We start from the raw sequence: 19,761 nt of genomic DNA on the forward strand, positions 1-19,761 counted from the left end.
TTATGGCAAATCTAAAAATACCGCAAGAGTTTTGGAGTTCATATATCGTAGAAAAACTACGTAGAACAAACCCGCATATTAACTTATGTGTTGATGAAAGTATATATGTAAAAGGAGGTTCAGTGGTCTATCTTCCGCAAGCCGGAGCAAAACCAAATACGGTTAAAAACAGAGCCTTTGGAGCAGCTACAGCAGTACAACGTGGTGATACTGCAGTAATGTATGCGCTCGATGTATTTACAACTGATCCAACAGCAATTACTTATGCTGAGGCACAAGAAATCAGTTACGAAAAAACGGATAGCGTTTTAGGAGATCATACTGATACATTGGCCGAAGTTGTTGGGGATGAATTAACCTACTCTTGGATACGTGGTTTAAAACCCGCAGCAAATGGGGCGGTAACAGTAGAATTTATTCCTACAGGGAGAAGAATTCCTACCTCAGGTAGTGTGGTTGCTGTGAATACCGAAGACGGTCAAACCGGGAATCGCAAAAGTTTTCACTACAAGGAATTGGATTTAGCACAAGCAAAATTTAATAAAGATAGTGTGCCAAAAGACAATCGTTACGCCATGTTTGAATCTTTCATGTTAAAAGAGTTTCAAAACTCATTATCTACAAATCAAATGGCGGCTTTTCAAGCAGCTGCAGACGTTTCCAACGGAATTGTTGGGCGATATGCAGGATTTACAATCCTTGAAAGAAGTTCCGTTTTAGCATTCAGTGCAACAGGTACAGCACGTGTTCCTGGAGAGGCTTTGGAAGCTACTGACAACCTTGCAACAATCTTATGGCATAAAGGAAGTGTTACCAAAGCAATGGGAACTACTGAATTATTCCAAGACCTAAGAAACCCTTTATACTATGGGGATATCCATTCAGGACTTTTAAAAATGGGTGGTCGTTGTCGCCGTGAGGACTGGAAAGGTATTGCAGTAATTGTGCAAGCAGCTGAGTAAAAAACATACTGATATATAAAGGCTACTGCTTTAAGTAGTAGCCTTTTAAAAAAAAACAAATGGAGCAATTAATCTTACCCTCAATTGGAGTGTTTTTTTCTGCCCTTGTTGGGTGGTTTTTTTCACGACAAAAACAACGTGTAGAAGTCAAATCAATGGACATAGATAATGAAGTTAAATCGGCAATTTTCTATCAAAATTTACTCGATGATGCAATGCGTAGGCTTGAATTAGCCATAAAAACAATAAACGAACAGGACGAAAAAATAAAGCATTTACTCATTGAAATTGAACATTTAACAGATGAGTTAAGAAAGTACAAACAGCTTAATGGTAAACACGTATGACACTGTCACAAAAAACAATTGAAGTCGCCGTAAATCAAATCGGTGTACAAGAAATCCCTAGAGGTTCCAATGCGGGTCCTGAAGTAGAAATATACTTAAAAAGTGTAGGGTTAAAAAAAGGGTATGCATGGTGTATGGCACTATGTTATTGGGTAGTTCAGGAAGCTTCAAAATTAACCAACACTGCAAACCCCCTAAAAAAAACAGCCGGAGTATTAGATCAATGGAACTCAAGACCAGAATTAAGAATTAAAACACCTGTTCCGGGATGTGTATTCATTATTGATTTTGGGAAAGGCTTAGGTCATGCCGGAATAGTTGAACATGTTCTGCCTGATGGACGAATAGCGACTATTGAGGGAAATACAAATACAGACGGAAGTCGTGAGGGATATGCGGTGTGTCGCCGTATTAGAACAGTTTATCAAATCACGGGATTTTTAAAAATTTAAAACCATTCAAACTATGTTTAAAACACTTTTAAAAGCATTCTGCTTATTGATTATGGTAACACTCTTTTCATGTGGTGGTACCCCAAAATTAGCACCTAGAATTGAAATTACTAAAACGGAAACAATCACAAAGGTACTGCATGATACAGTTTTCAAAACTGAAAAAGATAATAGTTCTTATCATGCTTTATTGGATTGTCAAAACAGTAAGATAAAAATAAAAGAGGTCACACATTCAAAGGCAGGAAAAACCCACCTTAATAAGCCGAAAGTAGAAATCAAGGATAACATTCTGTATGTGGATTGTGAAGCGAGGGAACAGGAACTTAGAGCTAAATGGGAATCCGAAAATAGAGAACAATTCATAGAAAGTGAAACTACTATTCCAATATATATTGAAAAACCATACAGTATATTTTTGACCATTCAAATATGGCTTGGACGGCTTTTTATACTACTTGTATTAGGATTATGTACGCTATCATACATCCGTTGGAAAATTAAAAAATAACAATCAAAAACATTATAATTATGTCACAATTCCAAGAAAAAGCGCAGGATTATTTCCTACGTCATCAGCTAAACCTTGAGTGTTTTATTACTTCTGACGGACGTGTATTTCATGCAAAAGGATCGGCAGATAGTTTCGCAGCACTTTTAGAGGACAATACTGTAGAATCCTTTAAAAAAGATTCAGTAAACAAATCAACTGATCAAAACACCAAAAAGGATAAACTCTACACATTGGAAGATTTAAAAACTTTTTCCCTCGATACAGCAAAATACAATGAGGCAAAAGCCTTGATTGATGGATTAGGTTTAAAAGCTGCATCCCAAAAAAAGGAGGATATTTTTGAATTAATAAAAGAAGAACAATCTAAACTAATAGAGTAATGGCACAAGGTACAGGAACCCCAAAGGTCAACGTAAAGGTGACCTCCGGCAATTTGCAACGCCAAATACCAATTATTGACGGCGTTGCAGGAATTGTCGGAACAGCCTATAAACCAGCTAATATAGGTACTGTTAAACAAGTATTTGGTTATGAGGATGCCGTAAGTAAAGGTATTACTCTACTTGATGAACCCTTTTTAAATCGTCAAATTAAAGAGTTTTACGATGAATTAGGCGGTAATCAAGAATTGTGGTTGTTAGGTTGTGAAGACACGATGTTATTAAAAGAAATGGTATCTGCAACTAATGCCAATGGACTAAAGAAACTTTTATCCGTTTCTCAAGGTCGTGTTAACCTACCCTATGTATGCCGAAAACCAGATGATACTTATACACCAGGAGCAGGGTTTTTGGATAAGGATGTTGAAGAGGCTGTAATTGCTTCAAAACCACTATGTCTATATCAGCAAGGTATTAATCGTCCAATACGATTACTCATTGAGGGTCGTGTAAATGATATTACAGCCATTAACATGTATAAACCTAACACCGCTAGTAATAGTTATGTAGGGGTTGTGTTGGGAAGTAATTTACCAGATAAATCCGCCAGTGGTGCAATTGCACTTGCAAGAGCAGTGAAATTTGGGGCACATGAGAAAATTGGTTCTGGTCAAAATGGAGCCTTAACTATCGATAAGGTGTTCATTGGTGCAAAACCACTAGAGGAATTCTTCATGGAAGAATTAGACGTTTTTAGCGACTCCGGTTACATTATAATGTACCACAGAGAGGGAGCAGCTGGGTATTATTTCGGGGTTGACAATATGGCTGGTGATGATGATTTTCATATCCTAGTTCATGGCCGAATTATCGATAAATGTCAACGTATCGCAACAGCAACCTGTACCCCTTTTATTGAAACTTCAATTCGGGTAACGGCTGAGGGATCAATTAATGATACGGATGCTAAATACTTGGAGGACTTGGTACGTAGCCAAATCACAGCCAGAACTAACGGTCAAATTAGTGGCGTTGATGTAATTGTACCAACAGAACAGGACATTATCAATACATCCACTTTAGAAATGCAAATCAAAGTACAACCATTAGGATATTTAACCTGGATAAATATCACAATGGGATTAACCACTAATTTATAAGCTATGAATGAATTAAATATTACTAGTGCGGAATGTTCATGGGCTCATTTTGAAATCAAAGTTTTAAACCGTGTGATTAAAGGATTAAGAGCATTTGGCTTTAAAAAAACCGTTGAAACCGAACATTTGTTTGGTTCAGGTAATGCTCCTATTGATATTACAAGAGGGAACATAACGTATGAGGGAAGTATTAAGGTTTTAGGTTTTGAAGCCGATGCCATGAACAAAGCTGCTAAAACTTCGGGATACTCTGATATTACAGAAGTACCCCACGATATGATTGTAATAACATGCAGCTTTAAACGCCGCACCACTGATCCTATTTCCACTTACGTGGCTACAGGTGTAGCCTTTAGCGAAAATAGTGTAGATATGGAGCAAAACGCAAAATATAGAGAAATCACTTTGCCGTTTCTCGCTATGAAAATCGATTTCTAAATTATTAATTATTAAAACAAATACAAATGTCAAAAGATATAAAAACAGCCTTTGCAGCACGAAAAGTAAAAGAGGCCGAAAAAGTTACCCCAGTAATAACAAGTAAATTAAGCATCGATGCTTTTTACAAACGCTTTGGCCAAGACACCATTGATCAGTGGAAAAAACAATTTTCAGGGCGTGAATTAATAATGTTGGGAGTTGGTGATGATCTTGCCGTTTTAAGGCCTCCTACGGCAGACGATTTAGGGGATTACATGACCACAATCGGTACCTCTTCTTTAAGCAAAGCGGTGTCTATGATTATGGAAGAATTATGGCTTGATGGGGATATTTCATTAATTGATAATGAGGATAAGTTTATCGCTGTATTCCTTCAAATAAATCAAATCTTGGAAGGGAAGAAAGCCGACTTTTTTCGCTTTTAGTAATAAAGGCAAACAAGACTGTAAAGACAAAAAAGCGGGAATAGATTTTCTGATCGTATTTGGCTCTATGCAATTTGGGGCATCAGCATTAAGAGATTGGGGTGATGATGTGTTTTTTTATCGCACTGGAATAGCCCTCGAACTTTGGGAAAAAGGGATTAAAACGTAAACTATAAAATGAATAATAATACAGTTGAATTTATTGTAAAAATGCGTGACTTAATGAGTAGCGGACTAGGTCGATTAAGTTCTACCTCTGCTACTGCTTTTGGGCGTATGAGTAAATCAGCGGATGGTGCCACTAGTCGCAACCACATATTATCAATGAGTTTTAAAGAGTTGACCATAAAAATCAAAGAAGTTGAGGATAAAATCAAAAACTCTACAATACCCTCTCAAATTAGTGCTGCACGCCGTGAATTAGCAGCATTGCAACGTCAGACTTTAAATCATCCGGGCAATATTGGCGGTGGTGGTTCTTCCCGAACTCCAAGAGCAGCCTCCACAGGTGGTATAAGTGATATTGCTTTAGGTTCAATGTTGGGAGGTTATGCAATGCAAGCAGGAAATGCAATAGTTAGCGCTGTTGGTTCAGGCGTTAGTACAATGATCACTAAATCGATGGAAAAAGAACAGGCCATCACAGGATTAACTACCTTTTTAGGTAAGCAAGGCGCACAAGAAGCATATAAAAATATCCGTCAAGATGCCGATGTAACACCCTTTGATACGGAATCTTTATTGATGGTAAATCGTTCTTTGATTTCAGCTGGTGCAAATGCTAAAGATGCCCGAACTGATACTTTGAATTTAGCCAATGCCGTTTCTGCAGTAGGTGGTGGTAATGATATACTGAGTAGAATGGCTGCCAATATGCAGCAGGTAAAAACCGTTGGAAAAGCTACGGCAATGGATATTAAGCAGTTTGGTATGGCCGGTATTAATATCTATGCAATGTTATCAAGAAGTACTGGTAAAAGTATTGATCAAGTTAAAGAAATGGATGTAACCTATGAAGATTTATCCAAAACCTTAGCAATGGCCAATAGCAAAGGAGGTATTTATGAGGGGGCAATGGCGGCTCAATCCCAAACAAAATTCGGGAAATGGAGTACTGTAAAAGATAAATTTAGTAATGCTGCTTCGGACATTGGGGATGCCTTTGATCCTGTTTTTCATCGTTTACTTGATTTGGCTATCTCTTTTGCGGACAATGTTCCGGCAATGCTCGAGAGAGCAAAACCCTTTATCGATGGAATTGCTACTGTTATTAATGGCATTGTGGATTTTATACAAGATATCAATTCCGGTTCTAGTGAATGGAGCGGATGGGTTCAAAGAATCCGGGATCACTTTATGGTATTTAAAGCAATCGTTCAACATATTGGAATAACACTATGGGGCTTTGTTTCAAGTATTGTGGAGTTTGTAAAAAACTCTGAAATCTTGAAAGATATCTTTTCATACATATCAACGGCTATCCTAACGGTTTGGAGCGCTATAAGTAAGATTTTAGACCTTATTGTATGGATGTGGGAAAATGTAGTTAAACCGATTTTAGAGGCGATTGACAGGGCTTATAAATGGATTAAAGGGGTTGATGATGTAGAGATAAAAACCACTAAAAAACTGGTGGTGCCAAAACCTAAAGATGATGATCCTTCACCATTAGGAAGTGGAGCCTCAATGATGCAGAGTAATAGTAGTTCTGGCAAAGCTGCAGGGGAATCGGTTGTGGGTGGAGGACCCAAAGTGGTTAATATCACCATTGGGAAGTTTTTCGATAACATACAGTTTACAACCCTTAATAATCAAGAAACCTCCCAAGAATTGGAAAATATGGTTTTAGAATGTTTAACGCGAGTTGTTTATAACGGCTCAAAAACGGTTTAAATGGCAAATATATTTGACATATACGAATTGTATAAACAATACTATGGTGTGGCAAAATATCACGTTTTACCCTCTGCAGATGATAAGGCAATTTCTCAAAAAATTGCTTACAGCCTTGAAAAACGAGAAACCGAAAGCGGAGCCATTCAATACAGTTCAAAGCAAATATCATTCAATAAAACCGGTTTAATCGGTCAGGATATTTGGCACCCAGTACAACTTTGGAAATCAGGTACAGAATTTATTGATATTGATATTTGTACCATTAGAATAAATGGACAAAAAACCATCGTGAAAACAGCGGTAAGTGAGCGAAAAGGAACTGTTAAAGAACAGTTCGCAATTGATGATTATAAGTTCACAATTAAAGGGTTTTTGGTTGGTAAGAATCAAACCATACCGGAGAAAGAAATATCTCTTTTAAAAGACTTTTACGAAAGTAGTGATCCAATATTATTATATGGCGGATATCCTGAATTGTTCTTAGATGAATCCTGTAGAGTGGTTATTGATAATCTGGAGTTTCCAGATGTGCAAGGTAAAGCCTATTGGATTAGACCATTCAATTTCACGTGTGAATCTGACTTTATAACTGATATAATTATTCAATAATGTTTTATCTAACTTCTACTATAACCATTGGTAAATATTCCAATGTAAAGCCTGCAAAGGTCGTCTGGAAAACGGATGTGAATAGTTACACTGATACCTGTACCATTGATTTACCCAGGATCACTTACATGAAAAATAGTAAGGCTGTAACCGAAGATATAAAGGATCAGAATAACAGGTTAGAATATGATATTAAAGAGGGTGATCCAGTTGATGTACTATTGGGATATGATCGTAATAATGTTAGACGATTTAAGGGCTTTGTAAAAAGAGTAAATATGTCTATTCCGGTAAAGGTGGAATGTGAAGGTTATAGTTGGCTTTTGTATGACATTATTTTAAATAAAAGTTATGCCAGTGTGACTGTCAAAGAGTTATTGACTGATTTGTGTAAAGGTACTGAAATCATATTAGCAGCAGATATGCCGCACATCCCTTTAAAAAATGTCCGCTTTAAAAATGCTACTGGAATACAAGTTTTAGAATGGTTGAATAACGAATGTAAACTAGCTGTTTATTTCAATTTTGATGAGTTGTATGTAGGGACTCTATTTGGCAAAAAACAAGACAAAGTTAAATTTCGTTTAGGATGGAACACTGTCAAGGAAGATGATTTCAAATTAAAATTAGTTGATAAAAACGTAAAGATTGTCATCAAAGAAAAAGCCGATACAGGTAAGGTAAAAAAGACTAAATCTGATGTGAATAAATACAGTAATGAAAAGACTGTAAAGATCAAAGCCGGAATTCCATCCGAATTATTAAAACAGATTGCTAACCGTTTACAAGATAAAAGCAACTACAACGGATATGAAGGTAATATCACTGTTTTTTTAGAGCCAAGTGTAAATAAAGGTATGACTGCGGAAATAGACGGATATAGATATCCTGAAAAGTCTGGGTTATTTTTTGTTGAAAGTGTTGCCGGAGAATTTGGAAGTAGCGGAGGTCGTCAAACCATTGAATTAGGATTTTTAAGAAAAATATAAAATGACACAAGACAATCAAATAAGACAAGGCTTAAAAGACATGGCAAAAGGTTCAGCACCACCAGTTAGTAATATTGCCGTTGTTCAATCCGTAGATGAAACAAAGGGAGTTTGTGTTTTAGAAGATGAGGACGGACAGGAGATATTTGATGTAAGATTACGTCCTGTGTTAACGGGGAATAAAAGCTTTTTACAAGTTCCAAAAACAGGCAGTTATGTTTTAGCCATTAGAATTGAAGACGACGAGGACTGGATGGTTATTGCTTGCGATGAAATAGAAAAAGTGGTATGGTACACTGAAACATCAGTTTTTGAATTATCAGACAAAGTTCATATTGAAAGCGGTGGAGAATCAATGGCCGATTTAATGGATCAATTATTTAGTGCCATTTCAAATATGGCATTTACAACAAATACAGGTGTAACAATCAAATTGATTAATGCACCGGAATTTGAAGCTTTAAAAATGAAATTTAATACCCTTTTAAAATGAGTTTAAACAATTCGGCATTAATTGATGCTTTTATAGCCGTGTTTACCCATGAACAAACACAAGAAACTGATCCTAACGCATCGGTGGAACGTATTGCTAAAGGTATGGCAGCTGCAATCGAATTATATGTAAAATCAGGTACCGTAAATGTAAATGTAGAAACCACTGGAACGGCCAATGCACAGACAGGAACCGGAACAGGAAACATAACATAATTATGCCGACAGACTTAACCCTTAATGAATTCATGGATTTGGAAATTGTCAATGGCGATTTTGTTATATCCGAAAGCACGTATCAAAATCAAAAATTATTGATTATAGGCGATAAAGGCGAATGGAAAGAAAACCCGATGCGTGGGGTTGGTGCAAAGAGATATTTAGAAACTTCGTCACCGGATGAACTTGCCCGAGAATTAAGATTAGAATTTATTGCTGATGGTATGATCATTAATAAAATTGAAATCAAAAAGAATTTAGAAATACAAGTAGATGCTTATTACCCATAAAATGATAAATAATGACTGTAACTGTATTAATGCTTCAAAACTGGACTGATTTATCAATTCAATACACTGGCAACTCTTATAATGCATTTGAAATAGCAATGGCAAATAATCGCTCTATGAGTAATGATTTAATTGTCGGAGAATCCATTTTGATACCGGATAATATAGAGATATCAAGTAAAGCTTTACAGTATTTAAAAGCCCGTAATATTCAACCCGCTACAGGTTTTAAAAATGATTTCACAATACCAACGGGAATTGGAAGTATGATAATAGAAGATAATTTTATAGTAAGTTAAAATGGCTAGAAGTAAAACTGTAATACAAGAAGAAATACTAAACGATATTGCTCAAAACAGTTATTTACAGGGGTTAAACTCTGTAAGTAATGCTTCAATATTTAAAAATTTTGTTTACTCAGTAGCCTATGTAATATGGACTCTTGAAGTACTTTTTGATACTCATAAAAAGGAAATAGATGGCAAAATCCTTACGCAAAAGGTAGGCCGTGCCCCTTGGTGGAAAGGTATGGCTGAAAAATTTCAATGGGGTTTTTCATTGGTTTATGATCATGATTATTTTGATAACGGAACAGCTACTGAAGAGGAAATTGAAGCTTCAAAGATTATTAAATATTGTGCGGTTACTCCAGTGATTGGAAGTAGTTTATTAATTATTAAAATTGCCGGGGAAACTTCCGGAGTTTTATCGCCAATTACAGAAGATCAACAGGAATCATTTCATGCATATATGGAACGTGTCGGGTTTGCAGGAGTTCCTTTCAGGGTAATAAACTATTTACCGGATCGACTAATATTATCCATTAGGATTTTTCGTGATCCACTAGTTTTAAATGGTAATGGGATGAGTATTCTTGATGGTAATTTTCCTGTTGAAATAGCCATAAGGGAATTTATGAAAGAATTACCATTTGATGGGGAACTAGTATTGGATAGTCTAGCGACTAAACTTAAAACTGTGCCGGGTGTATTGATTCCGTCAATTGATGCAGCATCGAGTTCATGGATAAATCCGGATACAGGAGGATATGGACAACCCCAACCCATTGATGTTAAAACTATCCCAGTGAGTGGTTATTTTGAGGTTCAAAATTTTGATACTATTAGTTATGTGGTTTAATCTAAGCATCGGAAAATTGACCATTGAAAGGTTACCTACATTTTTAAGAAATAATGTAATAGTGAGTTATTGCCAGGCATTAATTAAACCGATCGATACACTTTATTATTCCTGGCGTATTTATAGAGAAGAAAACATTTATAAAATAGAACATACAGGTCAAGTTTGCTCCATGCAAAAAGCATTGAATGATAAATTTGATCCAATACAAAGAAGAATATATATAGGCAATGGCCAAAATTTCCGACGTCAATATATTTATACAAAAGGAGAAAATAAACCCAAATATTTAGGCAAAATATACATCCGTCAAGCAGAAGATTACCAATCTACCGGGTTAGATTTTAAAGTGTTTGTTCCTACTGAATTAGTCAATATCCATTATGATGCATTAAAGGCTCTTATTGATTTTTACAGACTTTACCCTAAAAGATATTCAATCGAAAATATATAAGTTATGAATCAACAAAATTTCAACCAAACAGGGGGCTTTCCATTAGAAACAGAGGTTTTGGATAATATACAAGAATCCTATTCAATCTTTAATTCCCTTGGGGCTATTGCAGGCAATTACTCAATTATTAGCGGCTGTTATATTACTGGAAGTTCTGTCTCAAATGGGTTTGTGTACATTGATGGGGAATTACTTTCATTTCAAGGTGGTTTTTTATCTCCAGATGTGATCATTATTTCCGAATCCTCCACAGAAGAGTTTGAGGATGGAAGCATTAAAGAGGTGCATTTTAAACGTTATGCCACATTTGGAACAGCCGAAGTATTTTATCCCTGGTCCAGTTTTATACGTCCATTACCCACCAATTTAATTCCGAATGATCTAAATACTCGTTTAGCGTTAATTGAAAAGAAACTAGCTGTTTTTACTACAGGGCATGGAATGGTATTATTTCAAAAACCTTTAAATCAAATTCCAACTGGTTGGGCAGAAGTTGTAGACTGGCGTGGTCGTATGCCAATGGGTTTGGATACAGAACAAATTGAATTTGATGCTGTAGGTAAAAATGGAGGTAATAAAAAACAGACCTTAAACTTTAAAATACCTGTAAAACCTTACCCCTTTTCCGGGAGTACCTCTGAAGGTTTTGCAGGTAACTTAATTGTATCAACAGGGTTAAAAGAGGTAGGAGAAACTTTAGAATCCTTAAGTAAAGCAATAGATTCTCCAAATATTACACAAGATATAAATTTCCTTAATCCATATAGAATAGTAGTTTTTATTGAATTTATAGGCTAAAAAAAATAATTATGAGTACACCAATTAATCAAATTTTAGACTGGTTCAGAACCGGCAAAAAACCTACACAAGACCAGTTTTGGCAATCATGGACATCATTTTGGCATAAAAACGAACAAATCCCTCAATCAAATATCAATGGTCTTACAAGTGTTTTAAGTTCAAAAGCAGAACGAACCCAATTACAAGGGCATATAAACGATTCCAATGGACATAACTTAAACGAACGACTTGCTCAAAAAAGTAATCTAGGTCATACACATTTAATGTCCGAAATCACAGGATTAACACAAGTAGTAGACCGCCTGCAAATTATTGAGGGCATTACTTTAGAAGCAAATCAAGCTACAAGTGAGGTTTATTTGAAAGATGGCACAGGTACTACTTTGGCCACTTTAAATGTTGCTTTCCTTAATAATGAGGGTACAACTTTTTTTTACAACGAGGTAACGGGTAACTTAGAACTTAAAAATGACGCCGGTGAAGTTTTATCAACTGTGCCAGTTTCAGCCTTTGTAGCCAATCTTCCAAAGACGATAAGTTTTAATGGAACAACCCCAAGTACTTTACAACTTAAAGACACAGAAGGAAACGTGTTGTCAGTTGTAACAATCACAATAAATAATGTAGAAGGTTTACAAAACGCATTAAACAATAAAGCTAATCTTTCAGGGGGAAATACTTATAATGGGTCTCAAATTGTTGATTCAGGGGCTATAACTGTAAAAGATGCACCTGATGGTACAGCTCTGAAATTTATTAGAGGTACTGGGGGCGTTCAATTCGCAATGCCTTTGAATTCTGATTCGATCGGTCTTTATAATAAAGCAGGAACTGTTTTGTACCAAAATTGGAAACCGGATGGTTCGGTTGATTTTTTTGGTAATGTGAAGACACACGGGCTATCTTCAAATAATGGGATAAGTTCATTAGGTAATGCTCCATTTTATAGTTTTCAAACATTGGACGGAGTCCAAATTGGATATTTAGAGCACGATGGAACATACTTGAATATTAGAAATTCAATTGATGGAGGTCAAATTAGGGCATTAGACCCTTTGCTTGTTCAAAACGCTACAACGGATGATCATGCCGTGAATTTCGGCCAAGTTCAAGGAGATAATACTTATTCAACGGCTGCAGTAGATGTAGCCACAGATTCTTTACACTCACATATTATTTTAACAAATTCAGGACATGTAACCTGCACTTTGCGAAACCCAATAAACAATAAACATAAAACTGCGTATATACTTTGTGATGGTGTTGCAGGTGTAACAGTTACAACATTTAATGGCTCTGCACACATTGTGGAAGAAGGTGAATTGTTTAGTTCTGTTACGGGTACCACTGCGCCTTGGCAATTTTATTGTAATGGAACTAGATGGTTCTTAATCCAGCGCGGGTAAAATAAGTATTCCAATGGAGGTATGGAATAAAAAGCCCTCCGACATTTAAAAAAACTCTCACATCTTATTAAATTGACACATCCAAGGTCGTCGGAGGACAAAAGTCTTCTGATGGTCTTGGATGTGTTTTTATTTTTAAAATGTGAGAGGTTGCAAATATAAAAAAATTAAAATTATGATAAAGAAAGAAAACACAAAGAATTACACAACTGCACCATTACCATTTATGGGGCAAAAACGACGATTTTTAAAGGCGTTTAAAGCAGCTTTAAATGATTACCCAAAGGATGCAACTTACATTGATTTATTTGGAGGCAGTGGATTGTTAAGTCATACCATAAAACAACAATTTGCGGAAGCAAGAGTAATATATAATGATTTTGATAATTACACGGAAAGATTAAAGAACATTGATAATACAAACAGAATATTAACTGATCTAAGAGAAATTTTAAAGGACTATCCAAAGGATAAGATGATCAAAAATGATCATAGAGAATTGGTGTTAAATAGAATCAAGCAAGAAAAAGGATTTGTTGATTATATTACGTTATCCAGTTCTATTTTATTTAGTATGAACTACGTGTCCACTTATGATGAATTATGCGCTCAATCGCTTTATAATTGCGTCAGAAAGTCAGAGTATAATGCCGTTGGATATTTAAAAGGCGTTGAATCGGTTACAAAGGACTATAAAGTATTATTTGAAGAATTTAAAAATAATGAAAACATTGTCTTTCTAGTTGATCCGCCTTATCTATCAACAGAGGTAGGAACTTATAAAACCTATTGGAAGTTGAAAGATTATTTAGATGTTTTAAATGTATTGGATGGTACAAAGTATTTTTATTTTACGTCTAACAAATCAAATATTATTGAACTTTGTGAATGGATTGAGACTAAAACTCCAATGAGTAATCCGTTTAACAATTCTTTGAGGACAGATATCCAAACAACAATTACTAGTACCGCTAGTTACACTGATATAATGATTTATAAATATGATCTAGTTTAATAAAAAAGCCTCCGTTTGGAGGCTTTTTTATTAAGTTAACTTTTTTTAGAAGTCCTTTAAAGACTAACCCTTATTTGAATTAGACTTCTTGTTGAGTTGATGGTTTTTTATAAATATTTTTATAAAAACGGAACAGAGTAGTCCAAAGATCTATGTTGATTAGTATTAAAAGTATTATCGTTGGTATTGCTTTATATACATTTTCTTCTTCGTATGGAGGAAAATAAACTAATATAAAATAAGCAAATGCCAATTTGTATATTATTTTTTTTGTTAGTATCATAATTTTATTCAATTTCAAAATTTAACCAAAAATAAAAGCTTTGGATGGAAACTGCTAAACCAGCAAGAATAGCTTCTTTATCCTTTGTGTTTAAAGATGATTCTGAAATCTTAGTTACATAAAAATCAGTAATATCTCTAACATCATTAAACCCTTCTGCTTTTGATATTGCATCTGAATAATTTGAAAATACTGATGATACAGTTTCATTCATAAGCCCTTTAGATTTATAATCACTCAGAAGTAATTTCACATCATAATTATTGTTTTTATAATTATAATTTACTGTTTTAATATCAGTAATTAAATTTTTAAATTCAGATGAATTGTAGAGTTTTTTATAATCTGTACTTTCCAAATTGTTTATGTTATTAGAAATCCATTCAAGTTCCGTTATGGATGCATCACCTAGAAAATGGATGTTTTGTAGTCCATTATTATGAAGTTCTCCGAAGTTATTAATGTACTCAAATCCATTTGGTAAATTATAAACTACAGATGTACCAGTTGGATTAACAGTGTTGAAATTTCCTTGACGGCAATTTCCTCCTGTCCCGCAATATGCACCATAAGACCCACCGATACCACCTACAATCCCACCGATGGTAGCTACAACAGCATACCCTGTTCCAGCGGTAGCGGCTCCTACAACACCTGCTACAAGCTGTACACCCGCAACACCTGCTGCCGCACCTGATCCGTCACCTAAAGCGATGGCACATACTTGGCCAATTGTATTCCACCAACTTCTTCTTTCAGTATATATTTGACCCGGTTGATATTGATAATTTTGATTAAATTCTTTAAGCTCTGCGCTTAACTTTTTTGATAATATTTCAGTTCTATTATCATCATTGTTATTTTCACATGATGAAAACATCAAAACTGCGCAAATTGTAGTAACTACTGTAAATAATTTAACTTTCATAATATTAGGTTTTAGTTATTAATTACTTGATAGTTAAAAATAGTAAAATATTTTACAATTGTTTGTGTTTTTTGAATTTTTGCAAACTATCTCTATTAAATCAAGCTTAAACAAAGATAGTTTACAATCATAAAAGTTCTTTTGCGGGTTTCCGTTTGGTAGTCTAAAAATATATTTGTAATGGAGAGGTATAAAAATTTGCAAAAATGGGAACTAAAACGCCTATGAGTAACCCCTTTTTATGATTCTTTAAGAACAAAATTTAATATATTTGCTTTAGGAAGCAATCTCATAAAACATCAACACGCCGAAAGGATAACGCTATGCTATATGACATGAAAGGATTGTGTTTTACACCAATAAAATGTACTTTTTTAGTGTTATTTTATTGGTGTTTTGCTTAAATATATTTGGTTGTTAGATTAACCACTGTTTAAATGGTATTTAAAATTTTTCGATTCCCGAAAAACATGTACAATTCATTTTAAATTTTTGTACAATTCATTTTTGCGATTATAGAAGTATACAATATTTTCAGTTTAGCTTCTCCTTCATCTAAATCTTTTTTAAATCCACCTCTTATACTTTCATCAATAATTCCTACATTAAAAAAATAATCTTTTAACTCAGACATCATTTCCTGAGTAGAGTTTAAATCTTCAATAGTTGCCTGAATAATCGGGGAATGCTCCTCTAATATTCCCTCTGCTGATTGATCTAATCTATTACTTAAAAATCCTCGTCTTTGCGCAATATGATACAATGCTCTTCCTAATTCAAATAATGTTACTTTTCCTTTACTAGCTCTATCTCTAAAAACATAAGGATTTACATTTTCATCTTCTTTCGTTCGTAGCCATTTCAAGAATTCAGGATTAAGTGGATATTTGTTAAATCCAGATTTTTTCCATTCTTCTACCTCTTCTATTGCTAAAGGACACATTCCATTTATTACCAGTACTTTTAAAGTTTCATACTTTCTTAATTTACGACGGTATTTTATTTTTCTTGCACTTCTATAATTAGTCCGTTCACTTGCTCGAGAACTTTCAATTCCTTTTTCAGATTTCACTCCTTCAGAGAATATTCTAACTCCTTTATCAATAAGAGAAAACTCATTCTCATCCTTATCTACAATCGCCCACCCAATACTATTTGTTCCTAAATCTAATCCTAATATTTTTGCCATAATAATTCAATTTTTTAAAACAACTTTGAAAGATAAATAAAAAACAATTGGTCACATTACGGTTTTCCTTTTTCTAAATCAAATATTTTTTCTATATATTTGTAACTGATTAAAACTTCTAATCTTTAATCTTATCACAATAAGGCTATATGCCGTAGATGAAAATCTTTAGTCCTGCTTCGGTAGGACTTTTTTTATTTATATCATTAAATATAATCAATTAAAAAAAAAATAACCAAAAAAAGCCTCTGTAAGTAAACACTTCAGAGGCTTTTTATTTATTGTATGAACTTCTTCATATAGAATTTGAATCTTTTGCTTGAAAATTTTCTAGTTCGACTCTAGTTTTTTCGTACTATTTGACCCGTAAGAAGTTCGCCTCTTTCTTTAAGCTCATTATTAGCATAGTAGTTTAAAAATTGTACTGGGAGACCAACACCTGTTGAAAGAGCAGTAGTTGTTTGCAAATGGTAGTGTAGATGTGGTCCAGTAGAATTACCACTATTCCCAGCCTGACCTACCTTCTGACCTCTAATTACATGATCTCCTAATGCTACTATTATCGAATTCTTTTTAAAATGCAACATAAAGGAATATTCTCCATTCAAATGGTCGATTACAATGTAATTCCCTAATCCTTGTTTTGTATTTAGAACTCCAGGGACATTGTCCTCAATAGCATTCTCAACGGCTACTATTATTCCATCACCTGGGGCATTTAGGCGTTTTCCAAAACAATAATGATCTTCATTTTTGGTTCCATCTCCAGAATAGGCATAACGGTTTACTACTTTCACAATATCCATTGCATACCTTTGGTGACGATTGGGAGCAAAATGATGATTTTGTTCTAATGATTTTCCTCCTGCAACTATGTACCAGTCCTCGTCAAAGGGCAATTCCAATACTGTTTTTGTCTGATAATTTAAATAGATGTCTTCATCATATTTGCCTTGATCGCCTATTAGAGTATCTGCGCAAGAAGTTGTTGCTAAAATAAAAGCGAAAGTGAAAATGTAACCTATAGATTTGATACGTTTCATGATTAAAATTTATAGTTAATACCAAGATTTAGTTGATGTTGTAATTCTCTATAAGTGCTAGGCACTTGGAGTCTCGCATAATTAAAGTTATAAGTTGCCTTTATATCAATATGATCTGAAAGTTTGTAGCCATATTCGAAATCCCATAAGACACTTTGATACTTGCCTAAAGAGTGGAATTTGCCTTCTGCAGAGGTCGCTCTAAATAATGCCACAGGAAGGCTTAGTTTTGATGATAAATATTGTTTTTCATTTAATTGATAACTAAATCTACTTGTGATTCCAAATTCCTGATGGAAGGTAAAATAATCCCCTACGTTATAATAAGGATTCTCATTAGAATAGATCGATGTATTGCTTTGTGATTGTAGTCCTAAATGTATGGCAAGTCCATTTTTGTTATAAAGTTGTTTGAGATAGGCGACACTCACGCCTACTTTAAAATAATCATTATTTAGGTTGGATAATACATCGGTTTTTAATTCGGTTTTAAGATAGTCCAACTTCACTTGAAATATGTTTTGATTTTTACTAATGTGAGTGTAGCCTAATTTATATACTGGGCTCTCATACTTATACATTACTACCGGAGCAAATTCAAGATTTTTTAAAAAGCCCGAATTACTTCCTACGGAAAATTCTAATTGGTTCTTTTTTTGAATGGTTTGTGATTGGAGAGTTGCAACACATAAAGTACTTACAGTGATGAACAGAAATCGATTTAATTTCATATAGATTTGAGATGATTGAGTTAATTATCATTGGCCAAAACTAGATGAATTAAAAAAAGATAAAGTTTCAATATCTTAACAACTGAAGAAATCCGTACTTATTTATTATTATTACGATAGGTATTTGGTGTCATTCCAGTAGCTTTTTTGAATGCGTTATGAAATGTGGTCTTTGAAGTAAAACCAGATTCTAATCCCATTGCTAAGAGGTTGTAATTTTTATATTCCGAGTCTAAAATCATTTTCTTAACGGCTTCTACACGATAGTTATTTATATAATTTGCAAAATTATCTCCCGTTATTGTATTTACAATTTGGGAAAAATAACCCGCACTTATACCTAACTCTTTCGCTACTTTTTCTCTGCTCAATGTACAGTCTGTATAAATATGATGCTCCTTACAAAGAATCTCCAGTTTTTGAAAATATAAATTATCTGCGGTAATGAATTCTTTACATTCTACTTCTTTATCCGCACTGTTAATTAGTAGAATATTGCTTGTGGCTCCCAATTCAGGGTTTAAAAACTGCTCTATTTTATCTCTATTTTTCGCTAGTTTATATTTATAGATTCCGATATAAGCTACCCAATGAATTAAGAATGTTCCAAATAATGCAATACTCCTCATGATATAGGTGAAGTCATATGGATAAAATAGCCCAACTAAAACCGCGATTACCCAACTAAATAATAAAGTAGAAATAATAGCCCATAATATGACTATCCATTTTTTTTCATTTATATTTTTGGAATATTTTATAAAGCTATAAGCATAAAACAATACCAAAGGGATAAATATCAGGGCCAATAAAAGTTCAATTTGTCTCAGTATATCAATTAACTCTAAACCGAAATTTGGAATAGTATATACCCCAGCAACGGTATCAAGATCGCATATAATACCCATAAGGGCAGAGAAACCAAAAGGAATAAATAACCACCATCTTTTATTTTTATTTTCGACAGGGGCCGTTACTTTGTTTTTAATAAAGAGAAAAATAAAAACGGGCAAAAGAAATGCCCATTCCATATCATCAATAAAGCGCAAATATGGCATGGAATCGTATGCTTGTTCAATTTCAAGAACAAGATTCAATAAAAGTATAGAAAGTGTAAATAGCATATATGCCAAATACTTATTTGAAGAACTATTAAAAAAAGGGGATCTCAAGATAATTAAGCCTAAAATCACTCCTTGAAAAATTGCAATATTTATAAGTGTTACGTAAATCAAATTTTAATATATTAATCATTTTAAAAGCACTATGTTCACACTCGTTTCATTTTAAACTTTTACATCAAAAAGATAAAACTAGGTTTATAGTTGCCAAATAGTTTTGGTCCATATGTTCGATTTTTAATTTGGAGTAAACATAGAACAATTTGATATTTAAGATGTTAAACTGTGTTAAAACACTCGTTAAATAATCCACAAATATTTTTGATTTTTCTCTGTGCTTATAATCTCTATTATATTTAATATGACACTGGAGATATAGGTATAATAAGAAAATTCATTTTCTAAAGGACTGCATATAAACGGATTTCTATTCGAAACGGACTACATGTATAACTAGGCTATCAGTCTTTTGTA

25 protein-coding genes are annotated in these 19,761 nt (G+C 34.1%); 20 read left to right on the forward strand and 5 right to left on the reverse strand.

The window, feature by feature from the left end:
• Positions 1-2 precede the first annotated feature (2 nt).
• The 20 genes from P6733_RS14755 to P6733_RS14850 all read left to right on the forward strand — a co-directional run bounded on the left by P6733_RS14755 (position 3) and on the right by P6733_RS14850 (position 13,992).
• Positions 3-962 (forward strand): hypothetical protein, encoded by a 960-nt coding sequence (locus P6733_RS14755; protein ID WP_306353701.1) that lies wholly within the window; start codon positions 3-5, stop codon positions 960-962.
• A 59-nt stretch (positions 963-1,021) separates the two neighbouring features.
• Positions 1,022-1,309 (forward strand): cell wall anchor protein, encoded by a 288-nt coding sequence (locus tag P6733_RS14760; protein WP_306353702.1) that lies wholly within the window; start codon positions 1,022-1,024, stop codon positions 1,307-1,309.
• Complete coding sequence (locus P6733_RS14765) at positions 1,306-1,761, forward strand: CHAP domain-containing protein (RefSeq protein ID WP_306353703.1); 456 nt, start codon at positions 1,306-1,308, stop codon at positions 1,759-1,761. Before P6733_RS14760 ends, P6733_RS14765 begins: the two co-directional genes overlap by 4 nt.
• 13 nt (positions 1,762-1,774) lie before the next feature.
• Entirely contained in the window at positions 1,775-2,272 is a 498-nt protein-coding gene (locus P6733_RS14770) for a hypothetical protein (protein WP_306353704.1), read from the forward strand.
• 20 nt (positions 2,273-2,292) lie between these two features.
• A complete protein-coding gene (locus P6733_RS14775) occupies positions 2,293-2,655 on the forward strand; it encodes a hypothetical protein (protein WP_306353705.1) in 363 nt (120 codons plus the stop codon).
• The gene (locus P6733_RS14780; RefSeq protein ID WP_306353706.1) at positions 2,655-3,815 is read left to right on the forward strand and encodes a DUF2586 family protein; all 1,161 of its coding nucleotides are present in this window, start codon (positions 2,655-2,657) and stop codon (positions 3,813-3,815) included. Before P6733_RS14775 ends, P6733_RS14780 begins: the two co-directional genes overlap by 1 nt.
• A 3-nt stretch (positions 3,816-3,818) precedes the next feature.
• Entirely contained in the window at positions 3,819-4,253 is a 435-nt protein-coding gene (locus P6733_RS14785) for a hypothetical protein (RefSeq protein ID WP_306353707.1), read from the forward strand.
• A gap of 26 nt (positions 4,254-4,279) precedes the next feature.
• Positions 4,280-4,681: a hypothetical protein gene (locus P6733_RS14790; RefSeq protein ID WP_306353708.1), complete on the forward strand. Its 402-nt coding sequence runs from the start codon at positions 4,280-4,282 to the stop codon at positions 4,679-4,681.
• A 177-nt stretch (positions 4,682-4,858) separates the two neighbouring features.
• Positions 4,859-6,574, forward strand: coding sequence for a hypothetical protein (locus P6733_RS14795; protein WP_306353709.1), 1,716 nt, complete (start codon positions 4,859-4,861; stop codon positions 6,572-6,574).
• Entirely contained in the window at positions 6,575-7,186 is a 612-nt protein-coding gene (locus P6733_RS14800; protein WP_306353710.1) for a DUF6046 domain-containing protein, read from the forward strand. It abuts the gene before it with no gap.
• A 128-nt stretch (positions 7,187-7,314) separates the two neighbouring features.
• The gene (locus P6733_RS14805; RefSeq protein WP_306353711.1) at positions 7,315-8,175 is read left to right on the forward strand and encodes a hypothetical protein; all 861 of its coding nucleotides are present in this window, start codon (positions 7,315-7,317) and stop codon (positions 8,173-8,175) included.
• 1 nt (position 8,176) lies between these two features.
• Positions 8,177-8,668 (forward strand): hypothetical protein, encoded by a 492-nt coding sequence (locus tag P6733_RS14810; RefSeq protein WP_306353712.1) that lies wholly within the window; start codon positions 8,177-8,179, stop codon positions 8,666-8,668.
• A complete protein-coding gene (locus tag P6733_RS14815) occupies positions 8,665-8,883 on the forward strand; it encodes a hypothetical protein (protein ID WP_306353713.1) in 219 nt (72 codons plus the stop codon). Before P6733_RS14810 ends, P6733_RS14815 begins: the two co-directional genes overlap by 4 nt.
• A 2-nt stretch (positions 8,884-8,885) precedes the next feature.
• Positions 8,886-9,176 (forward strand): hypothetical protein, encoded by a 291-nt coding sequence (locus tag P6733_RS14820; protein ID WP_306353714.1) that lies wholly within the window; start codon positions 8,886-8,888, stop codon positions 9,174-9,176.
• A gap of 11 nt (positions 9,177-9,187) precedes the next feature.
• The gene (locus P6733_RS14825; RefSeq protein WP_306353715.1) at positions 9,188-9,475 is read left to right on the forward strand and encodes a hypothetical protein; all 288 of its coding nucleotides are present in this window, start codon (positions 9,188-9,190) and stop codon (positions 9,473-9,475) included.
• A 1-nt stretch (position 9,476) separates the two neighbouring features.
• Positions 9,477-10,316 (forward strand): nucleotidyltransferase, encoded by an 840-nt coding sequence (locus tag P6733_RS14830; protein WP_306353716.1) that lies wholly within the window; start codon positions 9,477-9,479, stop codon positions 10,314-10,316.
• Complete coding sequence (locus P6733_RS14835; protein WP_306353717.1) at positions 10,306-10,770, forward strand: hypothetical protein; 465 nt, start codon at positions 10,306-10,308, stop codon at positions 10,768-10,770. The genes P6733_RS14830 and P6733_RS14835 overlap by 11 nt, the downstream gene beginning before the upstream one ends.
• 3 nt (positions 10,771-10,773) lie before the next feature.
• Positions 10,774-11,568: a hypothetical protein gene (locus tag P6733_RS14840; RefSeq protein WP_306353718.1), complete on the forward strand. Its 795-nt coding sequence runs from the start codon at positions 10,774-10,776 to the stop codon at positions 11,566-11,568.
• An 11-nt stretch (positions 11,569-11,579) separates the two neighbouring features.
• Positions 11,580-12,977, forward strand: coding sequence for a hypothetical protein (locus P6733_RS14845; protein ID WP_306353719.1), 1,398 nt, complete (start codon positions 11,580-11,582; stop codon positions 12,975-12,977).
• A gap of 175 nt (positions 12,978-13,152) precedes the next feature.
• The gene (locus P6733_RS14850; protein ID WP_306353720.1) at positions 13,153-13,992 is read left to right on the forward strand and encodes a DNA adenine methylase; all 840 of its coding nucleotides are present in this window, start codon (positions 13,153-13,155) and stop codon (positions 13,990-13,992) included.
• Positions 13,993-14,279: 287 nt separating this feature from the next.
• On the opposite strand, the gene P6733_RS14855 is transcribed toward P6733_RS14850, so the two are convergent.
• The 5 genes from P6733_RS14855 to P6733_RS14875 form a co-directional block, all read right to left on the reverse strand.
• The gene (locus P6733_RS14855) at positions 14,280-15,203 is read right to left on the reverse strand and encodes a hypothetical protein (protein ID WP_306353721.1); all 924 of its coding nucleotides are present in this window, start codon (positions 15,201-15,203) and stop codon (positions 14,280-14,282) included.
• 484 nt (positions 15,204-15,687) lie between these two features.
• Positions 15,688-16,392 carry a type II CRISPR RNA-guided endonuclease Cas9 gene (cas9, locus tag P6733_RS14860; RefSeq protein WP_306353722.1) on the reverse strand — a complete coding sequence of 235 codons (705 nt, stop codon included), beginning with the start codon at positions 16,390-16,392 and terminating at the stop codon, positions 15,688-15,690.
• Between the two features lie 341 nt (positions 16,393-16,733).
• Positions 16,734-17,435, reverse strand: coding sequence for a M23 family metallopeptidase (locus P6733_RS14865; RefSeq protein WP_306353723.1), 702 nt, complete (start codon positions 17,433-17,435; stop codon positions 16,734-16,736).
• A gap of 2 nt (positions 17,436-17,437) precedes the next feature.
• A complete protein-coding gene (locus P6733_RS14870; RefSeq protein WP_306353724.1) occupies positions 17,438-18,166 on the reverse strand; it encodes a hypothetical protein in 729 nt (242 codons plus the stop codon).
• A gap of 98 nt (positions 18,167-18,264) precedes the next feature.
• Positions 18,265-19,290 carry a helix-turn-helix domain-containing protein gene (locus P6733_RS14875; RefSeq protein ID WP_306353725.1) on the reverse strand — a complete coding sequence of 342 codons (1,026 nt, stop codon included), beginning with the start codon at positions 19,288-19,290 and terminating at the stop codon, positions 18,265-18,267.
• Between the last annotated feature and the right edge of the window lie 471 nt (positions 19,291-19,761).

The sequence above is a fragment of the Flavobacterium aerium genome, from assembly GCF_030766725.1.
GTDB lineage: Bacteria > Bacteroidota > Bacteroidia > Flavobacteriales > Flavobacteriaceae > Flavobacterium > Flavobacterium aerium.